The sequence below is a fragment of the Microbacterium sp. ARD32 genome (genome assembly GCF_031844385.1).
Taxonomy (GTDB): Bacteria; Actinomycetota; Actinomycetes; order Actinomycetales; family Microbacteriaceae; genus Microbacterium.
Map to the genome: position 1 here is coordinate 50,598 of NZ_JAUZVD010000002.1, position 13,750 is coordinate 64,347.

14 protein-coding genes are annotated in these 13,750 nt (G+C 68.3%); 2 read left to right on the forward strand and 12 right to left on the reverse strand.

All coding sequences use genetic code 11. The features are described from left to right. Positions 1-41: 41 nt before the first annotated feature. The 3 genes from Q9R19_RS08465 to gnd form a co-directional block, all read right to left on the reverse strand. A complete protein-coding gene (locus Q9R19_RS08465; protein ID WP_311255947.1) occupies positions 42-629 on the reverse strand; it encodes a LacI family DNA-binding transcriptional regulator in 588 nt (195 codons plus the stop codon). A gap of 223 nt (positions 630-852) precedes the next feature. Then, positions 853-1,209, reverse strand: coding sequence for a DUF5655 domain-containing protein (locus Q9R19_RS08470; protein WP_311255948.1), 357 nt, complete (start codon positions 1,207-1,209; stop codon positions 853-855). Positions 1,210-1,222: 13 nt separating this feature from the next. Next, positions 1,223-2,278: a phosphogluconate dehydrogenase (NAD(+)-dependent, decarboxylating) gene (gene gnd / locus Q9R19_RS08475; protein ID WP_311255949.1), complete on the reverse strand. Its 1,056-nt coding sequence runs from the start codon at positions 2,276-2,278 to the stop codon at positions 1,223-1,225. 98 nt (positions 2,279-2,376) lie between these two features. Here gnd and Q9R19_RS08480 point away from each other — a divergent pair, with 98 nt between their 5' ends. Continuing rightward, positions 2,377-2,724: a TraR/DksA C4-type zinc finger protein gene (locus tag Q9R19_RS08480; protein WP_311255950.1), complete on the forward strand. Its 348-nt coding sequence runs from the start codon at positions 2,377-2,379 to the stop codon at positions 2,722-2,724. 140 nt (positions 2,725-2,864) lie between these two features. On the opposite strand, the gene Q9R19_RS08485 is transcribed toward Q9R19_RS08480, so the two are convergent. Genes Q9R19_RS08485 through Q9R19_RS08525 form a run of 9 tightly spaced genes read right to left on the reverse strand, consistent with a single transcriptional unit; the run spans position 2,865 to position 12,425 of the window. Further along, positions 2,865-3,926, reverse strand: a complete 1,062-nt coding sequence (locus Q9R19_RS08485) for a dihydrodipicolinate synthase family protein (protein WP_311255951.1) — start codon at positions 3,924-3,926, stop codon at positions 2,865-2,867. Then, the gene (locus Q9R19_RS08490; protein WP_311255952.1) at positions 3,926-4,954 is read right to left on the reverse strand and encodes an epimerase; all 1,029 of its coding nucleotides are present in this window, start codon (positions 4,952-4,954) and stop codon (positions 3,926-3,928) included. Before Q9R19_RS08490 ends, Q9R19_RS08485 begins: the two co-directional genes overlap by 1 nt. Before the next feature lie 59 nt (positions 4,955-5,013). Then, positions 5,014-6,360 carry a family 20 glycosylhydrolase gene (locus Q9R19_RS08495; RefSeq protein ID WP_311255953.1) on the reverse strand — a complete coding sequence of 449 codons (1,347 nt, stop codon included), beginning with the start codon at positions 6,358-6,360 and terminating at the stop codon, positions 5,014-5,016. After that, the gene (locus Q9R19_RS08500) at positions 6,357-7,139 is read right to left on the reverse strand and encodes a TIM barrel protein (RefSeq protein WP_311255954.1); all 783 of its coding nucleotides are present in this window, start codon (positions 7,137-7,139) and stop codon (positions 6,357-6,359) included. The genes Q9R19_RS08495 and Q9R19_RS08500 overlap by 4 nt, the downstream gene beginning before the upstream one ends. Then, positions 7,136-8,140, reverse strand: a complete 1,005-nt coding sequence (locus Q9R19_RS08505) for a Gfo/Idh/MocA family oxidoreductase (protein WP_311255955.1) — start codon at positions 8,138-8,140, stop codon at positions 7,136-7,138. Before Q9R19_RS08505 ends, Q9R19_RS08500 begins: the two co-directional genes overlap by 4 nt. 30 nt (positions 8,141-8,170) lie before the next feature. Next, a complete protein-coding gene (locus tag Q9R19_RS08510; protein WP_311255956.1) occupies positions 8,171-9,040 on the reverse strand; it encodes a carbohydrate ABC transporter permease in 870 nt (289 codons plus the stop codon). After that, positions 9,033-9,986, reverse strand: a complete 954-nt coding sequence (locus tag Q9R19_RS08515) for a sugar ABC transporter permease (protein ID WP_311255957.1) — start codon at positions 9,984-9,986, stop codon at positions 9,033-9,035. The genes Q9R19_RS08510 and Q9R19_RS08515 overlap by 8 nt, the downstream gene beginning before the upstream one ends. A gap of 3 nt (positions 9,987-9,989) precedes the next feature. Then, a complete protein-coding gene (locus tag Q9R19_RS08520; RefSeq protein WP_311255958.1) occupies positions 9,990-11,306 on the reverse strand; it encodes a sugar ABC transporter substrate-binding protein in 1,317 nt (438 codons plus the stop codon). Positions 11,307-11,345: 39 nt separating this feature from the next. Continuing rightward, a complete protein-coding gene (locus tag Q9R19_RS08525; protein WP_311255959.1) occupies positions 11,346-12,425 on the reverse strand; it encodes a GntR family transcriptional regulator in 1,080 nt (359 codons plus the stop codon). A gap of 162 nt (positions 12,426-12,587) precedes the next feature. Here Q9R19_RS08525 and Q9R19_RS08530 point away from each other — a divergent pair, with 162 nt between their 5' ends. Then, entirely contained in the window at positions 12,588-13,745 is a 1,158-nt protein-coding gene (locus Q9R19_RS08530) for an enolase C-terminal domain-like protein (RefSeq protein ID WP_311255960.1), read from the forward strand. Positions 13,746-13,750 lie beyond the last annotated feature (5 nt).

Consider the following 13,750-nt stretch of genomic DNA (forward strand, 5'->3'; position numbering starts at 1 on the left):
ATGGTCACGGACGCCCCCGGATGCCCGACGGGGCTCGGGCGCTACGCCGTCGGCCGGCGTTGGCGGCGGATCAGCAGCACAGCGCCTCCCGCCACGAGCAGAAGCAGCCCGACCGCCCAGGGCAGTCGGCGCCCCTCGCTGACGCGCTTGCCGATGAAGACGAACGGGTAGTTCGTGTCGAGCAGATGCTGCAGCTCGCTCTGATCCTCGCGCTGGCCCAGCAGCAGGCATCCATCGGCCAGACCGAGCCGCTGCCAGCCGTCACGGGTCAGCTGCCGACGCCCGTCGACGACCCGCGCCGAGGTGAACAGCAGCATGTCCACACCCAGCTGTTCGGCCGCGTGCTCGATGCCGTTGAGGAACCCTCCGTAGAAATCACGGCCGCCACGAGGGAAGGTCTTCTCGTACGTGAACACGCCCAGAATCTGGTTGCGGCCGCCCGCCAGCCGCTGCGCGACCGGGTTGGCCGAGTAGCCGGTGATGCGGATGGCCTCCAGCACCCGGGTGCGCGTCTCCTCCGAGATCCGCACCCCGGCCGGTGCGTTGCCGTTGAGCACGAAGCTGACGGTCGACTGGCTGACACCGGCCACGGCGGCGACGTCAGCCTGGGTGAAGCGATGGCGGGGCATCGATCCTCCTCAATCGGGAAGCTGTCAGCGGAGCCGGGTGGCCCATATGGCTCCCGAGTCTGCGACGAGGCTGACGGATCGGTCAAGGAGATAATGCGCATTATTTATGAGCAGGATCCGTCCGTGGAGGCCTTGCGGGCACGCGGACCGACGTCAGTAATCCGCATTATCGAGAAGACCTTCGATGGATGTAGGGGCCCAGACAAGCATCCGGCCCCGCCCGTCACCCGCTCCCGAAGTCGTACCCGGCACGGATCAGATCGTGTAGCACGCCGCTAGTCGCCTCGGCCTTGGTGTGCACGATGACGTGGTGATTCCAACGGTTCTTCGCAACCTCCGTCACGCTGCGGAAGGCGTCATTCGCCATCGCACGATCGAGGGTCACCGACAGATCGAGGATGCCGTCGGCGGTCCTCTCATAAGTCCACAGCCACAGGAACTTCCGCCCCACTGCGAAACTCAGCTGTGCTTTCTCCTCACGCCGCACGGCGCCGAGACCCATGGTGAACTCGACGATCAGGTCGGCGTATGCCTGCGTGCGGGGCTTGTCGCCAAAGTCGCAGGTCATCCTGTTGGGCACAGCGGCACACCCCTCAGCCGAGCTCGGACTTGCGACCACCGGCCTCGAGCGAGTCGCCGGCGGGCAGCTCCTTGTGCCCGCCGAACTGCAGGCGCATCGCCGAGAGCACCTGGTTGGCGAACTGATCCTCATCACGCGACGCGAACCGCTCGAACAGCGCCGACGACAGCACCGGCACGGGCACGCCCACATCAACCGCGGCCTTGACCGTCCAGCGGCCCTCACCCGAATCGGACACGCGGCCGGCGAGCCCGTCCAGCGCGGGGTTCTCGTTCAGCGCGGCGGCGGTCAGATCGAGCAGCCACGACGAGATCACCGATCCGCGGCGCCACAGCTCCGACACCGCGGCCGTGTCGATCGGGAACTGGTAGAACTCCGGCTCCTCCAGCGGCGCGATCTCGGCGGAGTGTTCGGCCTCGCGCACGCCGGCGTCGGCGTTCTTCAGAATGTTCAGCCCCTCGGCGATCGAGGCCATGATGCCGTACTCGATGCCGTTGTGCACCATCTTCACGAAGTGCCCCGAGCCCGACGGCCCGCAGTGCAGGTAGCCCTGCTCCTCGGGTGCGAGATCGCCGGTGCGGCCGGGCGTGCGCTCGATCTCGCCGGCACCCGGCGCGATGGTCTTCAGCAGCGGCTCGATGTGCGAGACCGCGGCATCCGACCCGCCCACCATCAGGCAGTACCCGCGCTCCAGCCCGAACACGCCACCGCTGGTACCGGCGTCGACGTACTCGATGCCCTTCTCGCGCAGCGCCTTGGCGCGGCGCACGTCGTCGCGGTAGTTCGAGTTGCCGCCGTCGATCAGGATGTCGCCCGGCTCGAGCACCGCGGACACCTCCTCGACGACCGTCCCGGTCAGCGACGCGGGCACCATCATCCACACCACGCGAGGCTTCTGCAGCTTCGAGGCGAAGTCCGCCAGATCGGATGCTCCGGTCGCGCCCTCGGCGGCGAGTGTGACCACCGCATCCTGGTTCACGTCATACGCCACGCATTCGTGGCCGTCCTGCATCAGTCGGCGCACGATGTTCGCGCCCATCCGCCCGAGTCCGATCATTCCCAGTTGCATCGCATCTCCTCGCATCAGTACAGCGTTTCCATCGTCCTCCCGCGTCGGGCGTGAGGCAAGCCGAGCCGGCGACCCGGGAGAGCACGTAGGGTGTGGTCATGACCGGGATCAGTCGCGAGATGCTCGCCGAGCGCAGAGCGGATGCTGTCGCGCGGGCCGACTCCGCGGCATCCGCCCTGGCCGCGCTCGTGCGCGACCGGCAGGGCGCGAACGACGACGACGAGCACGACCCCGAGGGCGTGACGCTGTCGTCGGAGTGGTCTCGGCTGTCGGCGCTGTCGGATGCCGCGGCCGACGAGGTGCGCCGGTTCGACGACGCCCTCGCGCGGTGGGATGCCGGGACGTACGGAATCTGCGCTTCGTGCGGGAAGCCAATCCCGGCCGGCCGCCTGGAGGTGCGCCCGTTCGCGGAGCTGTGCGTCCCGTGCGCCGAGAAGGCGGTTTGACCGCGCGGCGGGTAAGTCGCCGACGCGGCGCGAGTCTGTCGCCGCCCCCGCTCAGCATCCTCGCCCCTGCGCAGTTGCGTAAACGAGCAGGGGCGAGGTAGTCCAGCAGGGGCGAGAATGCCGGGGCTCGATTCTCCCTGTCAGCTCAGCCACTCGTCCAGATGCTGCGCGATGAAGTCGTCGTCGTTGAGCTCCGGATAGGCAGTGCGCACCCGCGCGATCTCCTCGGCCTGACCGGGCGACAGCGCCTCCTGCGGATCCAGGCACCAGGTTCCCTTGAGCAGCCCCTGCTGTCGCAGCATCTCGTGCACGCCCGCGATGACTCCGCGGAAGTCGTTGCCGGGATCGAACACGGCCTGGTTGACGTCCACCAGGTCGGCACCCTGTCTGAGCAGGCTCGCGCGGGCGTCGGCATCCGCTGCCGCCGAACGCCGCGCACGTTCCAGCAGCCCCACCGCGGCGCGCGTGCCCACCGCCCACTGTCCGAGCAGGCCACCGGCGAACCGCAGGGTGCGCCGACCCTGCGGCGAGTCGACGTGGAACTCGGACATGAGGTCCGAGACGATCGCATCGTCGTTTCCGGTGTACAGGGCGACCTCGTCGGCCCGACCCGATTCCCCGACGCCGCGCACCAGCTCGAGGGTGCGGTAGCGGTCGAATGGCGCAGCCTTGACAGCCACCACTGAGGAGATCGCGGCGAATTCGCGCCAGAAGCCGCGATCGAGCACCGGCCCGCCGATGGCCGCCTGAAGGTAGAACCCGATCACGGGCAGGATCTCGCCGATGGCGCGTGCACGATCGAGCAGCATCCTCGGATCCGCTCCGGGCACCCGCGGGCTGACGAGCACCGCGTCGTAACCGAGCTCGCGCGCCAGCTCGGCTTCCGCGACAGCCTGGCGGACGTCGCCCGCGACGCCCGCGATGCGCAGGACATCCGGGTCGTGGTGCGCATCGAGCTCTTCCGCGGCGAGCGCCAGCACCGGCTCGAGGAGAGCATGCTGCGAGTCCCTGATCTCGAACTGGGTCGTGTGAACACCGACGGCGAGACCGCCCGCGCCGGCCGCGAGGTAGTACCGTGTGAGAGCACGCTGACGGCGTTCATCCATTCGCCGTTCCGCGGTGAGGGCGAGCGGATGCGCGGGGATCACCGCTCCTCTCGCGAGCGTGCGTGCGGCTGCGTCGCGCAGCGGCGGGATGGCCATCAGAACCGCCCGTCGCGAACGGCCCACTTGGTGGGCTTCGCCGACATCGGCAGACCTGCGGTGAGCCACGCGGCCTGAAGAGCGATCAGATCATCCGCGGAGACCGAGGGGTACCCGAACAGGGCCATGCAGCGCCGGGAGTCGTTCAGCAGCGCCGTCGGCTGCGGCTCGTCAACGAGCTGCACCTGACGGTCGAAGAGCTCGCCGAAGCGGCTCGCGATAGAGGCGACGCTCAGCATCTCGGGTCCGGTGAGGTTGACGGTGAACACGTCTGCGGTCGCGTGCGACAGGCTGCGGAGCACGATCTCGTTCGCATACCCCTGCCACACCACGTTGACATTCGCCGTCGCCACGGAGACCGGATGACCCGCGTGCACCACACTGGCGATGTCAGCGAGCACCCCATAGCGCAGGTCGATCGCGTAGTTCAGCCGGACGATCGAGACCCGCGTGCCGCGCTGCTGCGCTCCGAACTCGAACACGCGCTCGCGGCCGAGACACGACTGGGCGTACTCGCCGACCGGAGCCGGGGCGGTGTCCTCGGATGCGCCGCCGGATGCGGGCGCGACGAAGGGATAGACGTTGCCGGTGGACATCACCGCGATGGCACTGTCGCGGTATCTCCGTGCGACACGGTCGGGCAGTGCCGCGTTGACCTCCCACGCCCACGAGGGCGCCGTGGCGGCGCCGAACTTGGCGCCCACCATGAAGACCACGTTCGGGGCATCCGGCAGCGTCGAGAAGTCGTCGTTCTCGATCAGGTCGAACGGGACGACGTTCACCCCGGCACTCTCCAGGCGCGCACGCACCTGCGCATCGCCGAATCGCGACACGGCGTGCACCGCGTCATCGCGTCGCCCGGCCGCATCGAGCGCACGACGGGCGAGCATCGCCAGTGTCGGTCCCATCTTGCCGCCGGCCCCGAGGATGACAAGGTCGCCCGAGCCGTTCTCGAGGTCTTCGATCAGACCGGCACTCGGCGTGGCGAGCGCCTCTTCCAGCTCGGCCTCAGAGGTGAAGGGTTTCATGGCGATCGTTCTCGTCCTTTCGATCCGCCGACGCGATCTGCGTCGTCGCGGTTAGTGGATCAGGCACCGTTCCAGAGGGCCTCGGCGATGCGATCCAGCCGCGGGAACATCAGGCTCTCGCGCGACTCGCGATGCGGTGCGTATTCCGTCCACAACTGCGCCTGACCCCCGAGGAAGCGCGCGGCGACGCGCGCGGCCGCCCCATCGGGGGCGGGGCGGAAGCCGGCCGCCGTCGCCTCGTCGAGCACGATGCCGCAGGCATACGGGTTCGGATCCCGCTCGCTCGAGAGATAGTTGAGATATGTGCGGGTGTGGTCGGCAGTGATCACCTGCGCTCCTCGCGCCGCGGCTGCCAGCCCGCCGTCTTCGGCCAGCCACGAGACGGCGATCGCCTCCTCTGAGAGGACCTCGCCGTCATACCAGTACAGGGCGGTGCGTCCGCGCTCGCGCAGGAAGCGCGCGGCGAGCTCGACGAACCAGCCGCGCAGCGCGTCGGTTCCCGGAAGCCCCAGATCAGCCGCACGAGCCACGCTCACCGGGTCGCGACGCCACGTCTCCAGATGCGGCTCGTCGCCGCCGACGTGCACGTACGCGCCGGGGAAGATGTCGCACACCTCGTCGAGCACGTCGGCTATGAACCGCTCCACCTCGGGGGTCGGCGCGAGCAGACTCGGCCCGAGACCGAAACGCGTCGCGACGGGCATGTCCGGCGCGCCCGCGCCCAATTCCGGATAGGCGGCGATCACGGACTGCACGTGACCGGGTATGTCCACCTCGGGCACGATCATGATGAACCGCTCGGCCGCATACGCCACCACGCGCTCCAGCTCGGCGCGGGTGTAATGACCGCCGTGGGGCACGCCGTCATGGCGGTGACCATGGCCCCACTCGTCGCCCGAGCGGGGGTCTGGTTGCCCCTCCACGGGTGCAGGACGGGTCGTGGTGCCCTCGCGCCACGCCCCCACGTCTGTCAGCCGAGGCCACCCGGGAACTGGGATCCGCCAGCCCTGGTCATCGGTCAGGTGCAGATGCAGCACGTTCAATCGCCGCTCAGCGAGCTGGTCGATGAGCACCAGCAGCTCGCCGACGGGCACGAACCAGCGGGCCACGTCCAGCATGAAGCCGCGCCAGGAATAGGCGGGAGCGTCGTGACACTCCCCATCGACGCCGGCACCCCCACGGATGCGAGTGAGCGCACGGAACGCGCCGGCGGCGGCACCCGCCCGCACCTCGATCACCTCGTCGACCCGCCGGAGGGTGTACTCCTCCGCCTCGAGCGCCGGCTCATGGGGCAGGATGCACACCGTCCCGACCGGGGACCGTCGGACGCCGAGAACACCCGACGCCGCGGCCGCGATGCCGTTCCAGATATCGTCCTCAGCGCGGACGGTGAGCTCGCCGGTCATCGGCCTGCACTGTCGAGCAGCGCACCGAACGGCACCAGAGCATCCTGCACCGGCGCCACCTCCGGGTACCAGACCCGCTCCCACTCCAGCGCGATCGCGCCGGAGTAGCCGATGCGATCGAGTTCGGCGAGCACGTCAGACAGGGGCACGGCCCCCTCTCCCAGCAGAACCGGAGCGAGTTCGGTGGGGCTCGCGGCGTCCTTCAGCTGCACATGTCTCAGCCAGGGCGCCAGAGCATCCGCGGTCGCACGTGGCGACTCGCCGGCCCGCCACGGGTTCACCACATCCCACAGGGCCCCGGTCCCCGGTGCGTCGGCTCGAGCGAGGATGTCAGCGATCGCCGCTCCGGTGAGGAAGACGTCATGCGTCTCCATCACTATGGTCACTTCGGTTCCCGTCACGCGCCGGGCAGCGTCCGCGAGGCGCGCAGCGGCGACCTCGCGCGATTCGGCGACACCCTCGACTCCGCCGAACACCCGCACGAACGACGCCCCGACGGCTTCAGCGAGTCTGACGTGCTCGACCACCTCGGCGACGGGATCGCCGTCATCCCGCGCAATGCGGACGTACGAGGCGACGACCAGGGGCGATACGCCGGCAGACCGCAGGTCACGACCGAGGACTTCGGCATCGGCGACAGAGCTCTGCGGCGTGAGCAGCTCGTCGGCTGCGCAGCGCAGTTCGACCACGCCGACGCCCGTGGTCGTGGAGATGCGGGCCAGATCATCGATCGACGCACTGGGTGCACCCAGCGTACTGAATGCTCGGATGCCGCTCATGCAGCGACCTCCGATGTCACGGTGACACTCGCGCCGATCTCGGACGAGCTGTACACCGCAAGCGCGGCATCCAGTACGCCTGCGGCGTAGTCGACGCCGACGCGAGGCTCACGACCGGTGCGCGCCGCCTCGACGACGTCATGGATCTGCGCGGTGAAGGCGGCCGCCATCTCGTCCGGCTGTACGGGGACGTGCACCGTGCGCTCGCCACCGACGAACACCTGCACTCCGGCTTCGCGATCGACGGTGAGGGCCCCGCGGTCGCCGATCACGGCAATCTGCTCCACGAAGCCCAGACCCGTCCCGGTGACGGTGAGAGAGGCGTGCCCGCCACCCTCCAGCTCGAAGAGCGCGGCGGCATCCGTCTCGACCTCGCTGCCCGGCCGGGCGCTCACCGCGCCGCTCACCCGGCGGATGCGCGCGTCGGCGAACCACTGGATGCGGTCGATCGCGTGCGTGCCGACATTCAGCACGATGCCCCCACCGGCCACCACGGGGTCGAAGAACCACTCCGGCCTCGAGCCTTCGGCGTAATTCGAAGCGCGTCGCTCGACCACCAGGCGGATGTCTCCGATCGCACCGGCCCGCAGCAGATCATGTGCGGCAATGTGACTGGGGACGAAATGCAGCACGTGACCGACGGCGAGCGTCACGGACGCGGTCGCAGCCGCACCCGCGAGCATGACTGCATCGGCATGAGTGGTCGCGATCGGCTTCTCCAGCAGGACGTGCTTGCCAGCGGCGAGCGCGTCGAGCGCCAACGGTGCGTGCAGGGCGTGCGGAGCAGTGATGATCACGCCATCGATCGTGGTGTCTGAGAGCAGAGCGCGGTGGTCTGTGGCTGCGGTGGCGCCGTACTCGGCCGCCAGACGCTCTGCCGCTTGCGGCCGCACGTCGCACACCCGGGCCACGCGGTGGCCTGCTGCGCGGATCGCCTCGGCGTGGAGATTCGCGATGGTGCCGGCCCCGATGATGCCGAATGCGAAGGAATCGAAGTGCACGGGATTTTGCCCTTTCTGGTTCAACGGGCGTCAGCCCTTGAGTCCTGCCCCCGCCGCGCCACGCACGAAGTAGCGCTGCGCGAGCAGGAAGACGATGAGGATCGGAACGAGGCTCATCAGCGCTGCGGCCGTGACGAGCTGCTCGTTGCCGGCGAACTCGCCACGCAGGCTCTGCACACCGATCGGCAGCGTGAAGTTCTCCGGCGAGGTGAGGTAGATCGTCGGCTCCAGGATCGCGCCCCATGTCGCCATGAAGGTGAACACGGCGAGAGTCGCGACCGCGGGTTTGGCCAGCGGCAGGTGCACCCGCCAGAACACCTGCCAGGGGTTGGCGCCGTCCAGGGTCGCCGCCTCTTCGAAGTCCTTCGGGATCCCGAGGAAGGTCTGACGCATCAGGAAGATGCCGAACGGTGTCGCCAGCCAGTACGGCACGATCAGAGGCAGCAGGGTGTCGAGCCATCCGAAGGAGTTGAAGAGGATGAAGCTCGGCACGATCGTGATGACGGTCGGCAGCATCATCGTGCCCAGCGCCAGGGTCAGCAGCAGGTTGCGCCACGGCAGCACCATCCGGGCCAGGGCGTGACCGACCATCGAACTCGTCAGAACGCATCCGACGACGGCGGCGGCCGAGACGATGACGCTGTTGAGCAGGTACAGCCCGAACGGCGCCCTCTCCCACACTTCGGCGTAGTTCTGCCACTGCACGGGGTCGGGGATCCACGTCGGCGGCACCTGAATGTACTGCTCGAACGACTTCAGCGAGTTGCTGAAGGCCGCCAGGAACGGCACCACCATGATGACCGCACCGGCGATGACGAAGACATAGGCCGGGAGCTTGCGCAGTGCTGCGCGCCGCCGGCGATGGCCGGCTGGACGGATGCTGACGAGCGTGTCAGGCATAATGCACCCACTTCTTCTGCAGGCGGAACTGGATGACGGTGAGCAGCATGATCAGCGCCAGCAGCACCCAGGCGATCGCCGAGGCGTAGCCCATCTGGAAGTACTGGAACCCCTGCCGGTACAGATAGAGCACACTGAGCTCGCTCGCTCCGTTGGGACCGCCGTCGGTCATCACGAACACCTGGTCGAAGGACTGCAGCGTCTGGATGATGGTGAGGATGAGTACGAGGAAGGTGGTCCCCGAGATCCACGGCATGGTGATGTGACGCAGCCGCTGCCACGCATTGGCGCCGTCGAGCCGCGCCGCCTCGTATTGCTCCTCGGGGATGGCCTGCAGGCCGGCGAGGAACAGCACGGCCATGTAGCCCACGCCCTTCCAGACCGCCACGACCACCAGCACCGGGATGACCAGATCGGGGTTCTGCAGCCAGTCCTGCTTGGGCAGCCCCAGCCACTGCAGCACCTGGTTGGCGACGCCGAAGCGGGAGTTGAAGATCGCGTCCGCGACGAAGGCGACGACCACCCATGACGAGATGACGGGGATGAAATACGCGCCGCGCAGGAACGCCATGCCCTTCAGCTTCTGGTTCAGAGCGATGCCGAGAAGAAGGGCGAACCCCGTCTGCAGGGGCACGAACAGCACGGCGAAGTAGGCGGTGTTGCCGAGCGTCCGCCAGAACATCGGATCGTTCGCCAGGCGGACGAAGTTGTCGATCCCGACCCACTTCGGGCTGTTCACCATGTCGTACGAGGTGAAGGCGAAGACGAGCGAGGCCAGCAGCGGCCAGGCGGTCAGCGCGACCAGGTGCAGGAGATAGGGGGAGGCGAACAGCAGCCCCCAGCCCATTCCCCGGCGCGAGCGTCGCCGCGTCTTCTTCTCCACCCGCCCGGGAGCGGGAGCGCCTTCCGGCGCCTCCACTCCCGGGTCGATCATCGTCGCGGTCATCGATCAGCCCTTAGCGGCCTGGAAGCGGTCGATGGATTCCTGTGCCTTCTTCTGCGCGTCGGCCAGCGCATCCTCGATGTCCATCGACCCCGACAGGGCCGAGGTGACGTTCTCGCCGATGAAGTTGGTGTACTCCGACCACACGGCGTTCTCGCCCATGTCCTCGGCATCCTCCATCCCGTCGAGGAACGCCTGACGGTTCGCCGGTGCGGTGTCGGCGCCGAGGAAGGCATCGGAGCTCGCGACGGCGTGGTTGATCGGGATGCCCTCGCCCAGCGCAGCCCACGCGGTCTGCGGCTTCTCACCGGAGAAGAACTCGATCCACTTCCATGCGGCATCCGCCTCGGCATCGCTGGACTTCGCGTTGACGGCCCAGGCGTTGACGATCGAGACCTCTCCGCGGTTCCCGCCGGGGCCGGTCGGCATCCGGACCACGTCGAAGTCGACGTTGCCGGCGAGCGCAGCCTGGGCGCGCGCGTAGATGCCGAACGACATCGCCACCGTCTGATTCGCGAACAGTTCGTGCGGGCTTCCCAGCGAGCTGGTGGTCACCACGTCGGGAGCGAAGCCGGTCTTCGGATCGATCGCCTTCTTCACCCACTCCAGCGCGGCAGCCGACTCGGGACTGTCGACGGTGACCTTCGTGCGGTCTTCGTTGACGATCTCCCCGCCGAATGCGCGCACCTGCGGCCACCAGCTCTCGGTGAAGCCCGGGGAGAACGCCCGGAAGCCCCAGGCATCCGCCGTACCGTCGCCGTTCTTGTCCACCGTCAGCTTCTGCGCCGCTGCGGCGAGGTCGTCGTACGTCCAGTCGTCGGTGGGCGGCTCCACCCCGGCCTCGGCGAACAGCGCCTTGTTGTAGTAGAGCACCGGCACCTGCGCCGCCTGCGGGAATGCCCACAGCTTGTCGTCGGCATCGCGGTGATGATCGAGCCCGATGTAGTCGGCGGGATCGAGGTCGTCCGCGTACTCGGACAGATCGCGCAGACTGCCCCTCGCGGCGAACTCCTGCACGAGCACGCCATCCGACAGCCACACATCGGGCGCCTTGTTTCCGGCGACCTGCGTGCGCAGGCGCTTGAAGAAGTCCACGTAGGGCGCAGCTTCGACCTGGACGTCGATGTCGGGGTTGGCCTCGGCGAACTCGTCGATGAGTGCGCGCATGGTGCTGTCGGCTTCGCTGCCGGCCGCAGCGTAGAAGCCGATGGTCAGCGAGGTCTTGCCGTCGTCAGCGGCGCCAGCGGCGCAGCCCGAGAGGGCGAGCATGGCGACGCCGGTGACGGCGAGGGCGTACACGCCCCGGGTACGGGTGATGGGCACGGCTTTCTCCTGTCAGATGGGGATGGGATGAAGTGATGGTCAGAGCCGCGAGCGGCTGGACTCGCGGACGTTGATGGAGGGCAGCAGCCGGGTGCGCACGGCCGCGGCGGCGCCCTGCGTGGCGATCAGCCTCAGCAGCGTGTTCGCGGCGAGGCGGCCGACCTCGAACTTCGGTGGCGACACCGCGGTGAGCGGCACCTCGGCGAGCCCGGCCACCTCGTCGTCGTAGCAGATGACGGCAAGATCGTCCGGCACGCTGATGTCCTGTGCACGCAGTCTGCGGATCAGGGCCGTCGCCTCACGGTCTCCTAGGCAGAACACGCCGTCGAGGCGCTGCTCCTTGGCGATCGCCGCATAGCCCGCGAGCTCCTCGCGTCCCCACGACGGCCGCCGCATGATGGCATCGGCGAGGTTCGGGACGTCGAACGCGGCGATCGCACGCTCGAACCCGTCGAAGACATCATCGGCGGTCGCGGTGTCGCTGCGACCCATGAAGCCGATGCGCGTGCACCCCTGTTCGACCAGGTGCCGCACGGCGGCGAAGCCGCCGCCGACGACGTCCGTGACGATGTAGGAGAGCCGGTCGTCCGGCTCGGGCGTGCTTGGACGGCGCTCCACCAGAACCGTCGGCACGCCGAGGCCGCGGATCGCGTCGAGCTGTGCTTCAGCATCGCCGAGGTGCAGCGTGGGTGCGATGAGGAGGCCGGACACGCCAGAGTCGATCATCTCCCGGATCCGCACCAGTTCGCGGTCGTGATCATAATCGCTGGATGCGAGGAGCATCCGCACACCTGCCGCGCCGGTCGCGCGCTCGATCCCGGCGATGACGGTGGGGAAGTAGTAGCTGGTCGAGGGCACGATCGCCCCGACGAAGCGCGAACCCGTCTCCGGGCGTTGGGTGACGTAGGTGCCCGAGCCCTGCCGGCGCACGACCAGGCCATCGCTGACCAGGATCTCGACGGCACGGCGCACGGTGTTCAGCCCGACGGAGAACTGCTCGGCCAGGACCTTCTCCGTGGGCAGCCGTACGCCGGACGCCCACTCGCCGGCGTCGATCCTGGTGCGCAGCTTCGTGGCGACGCTTTCGAACAGCGTGCGCTCCCGGGGGAATGAATTCATTCTATTTCCTGATCCAAAACATCTTCGATTCGGTGGACTGCTGGTGACCATATTCGCGAAATGGCTGGAATGTCAATCTCGCGTCAGGGTATGTTTACCGAAATCGCGGAGTTTCGCGGCCCAAAAGAACCCAATTCATTCCTTACTAGGGGAAGACTTCAGATGAACACTGACAGCATTCGGGACCTGCGCATCGAACGAATCGAAACCTTCGCCGTGCGCCTGCCGACGAAGGGCGCGTTCTCGATCGCCGGAGGCCCGGTGACCACAGCCGGAGAGCCGACGACGCGCGTGCTCGTCAAGCTCACCGCCGGCGATCACATCGGCTGGGGCGAGGCGACGCCCACGCCGGCATGGACGTATGAGACCACCGAGTCGATCATCACGACGATCGACCGGTACCTGACACCCGCCGTCCTCGGGCTCCCGGTGTGGGACCTGGACAGCGCGCATCGTCGCTTCGAGCGCGCGATCAACCGCGGCATCAGCATCGGATCCCCCATCGCCAAGGGCGCGATCGACCTCGCCATGCACGACGTCACCGGACGCGCGCTCGGAGTGTCGATCGGCATGCTCTGGGGACAGCGACGCACGCAGCGGATCCGCCTCGGCTGGATCGTGAACGCCGACTCCCCGCAGCAGGCTGCCGATGCCATCGACGCCGGGCGTGCTGCCGGCTACGACGCGTTCAAGCTGAAGGTCGGCATCCGCACCCCCGCCACGGATCTCGCCGTCGTACGCGCTGCGCGCGAGCACGCACCGGAAGCGCAGCTGTGGATCGACGGCAACCAGGGCTTCACGCTCGACGGCGCGCTGCGTCTCGCCCGCGACATGGCCGACCTCGGCATCTCGGCATTCGAGCAGCCGCTGCCGGCGAACGCACTGCCCGCCCTCAGCCGTCTGCGCACCGCGTCGCCGGTGCCGATCGCGCTGGACGAGAGCCTGCGTCATCCGAGCGACCTGGTCACCGCCCTGCAGCTGGACGCACTCGACGTAGCCGTGCTCAAAGCGCAGCGCAGCGCCGGACTGCACCTGTCCCGGCGCATGGGGCAGTTCGCCGAGGACGCCGGGCTCTCGATCATGGGGAGCGGACTGACGGACAGCGAGCTCGGATTCGCGGCGTCGCTGCATCTGTTCGCCGCGTTCGGCGTGACGACTGCGGTCGACCTGAACGGACGTCAATTCGTCGAGTCGTCCTACGTCGCCGGTGCGCCGATCCGCGTGGTGGACGGCGTCGCGTCGGTACCGGAGGGCCCTGGTCTGGGTGTCGATGTCGATGAGCACGTCGTGCGGATGCAGGCGTATGACCCGTTCGCCTGAGATTC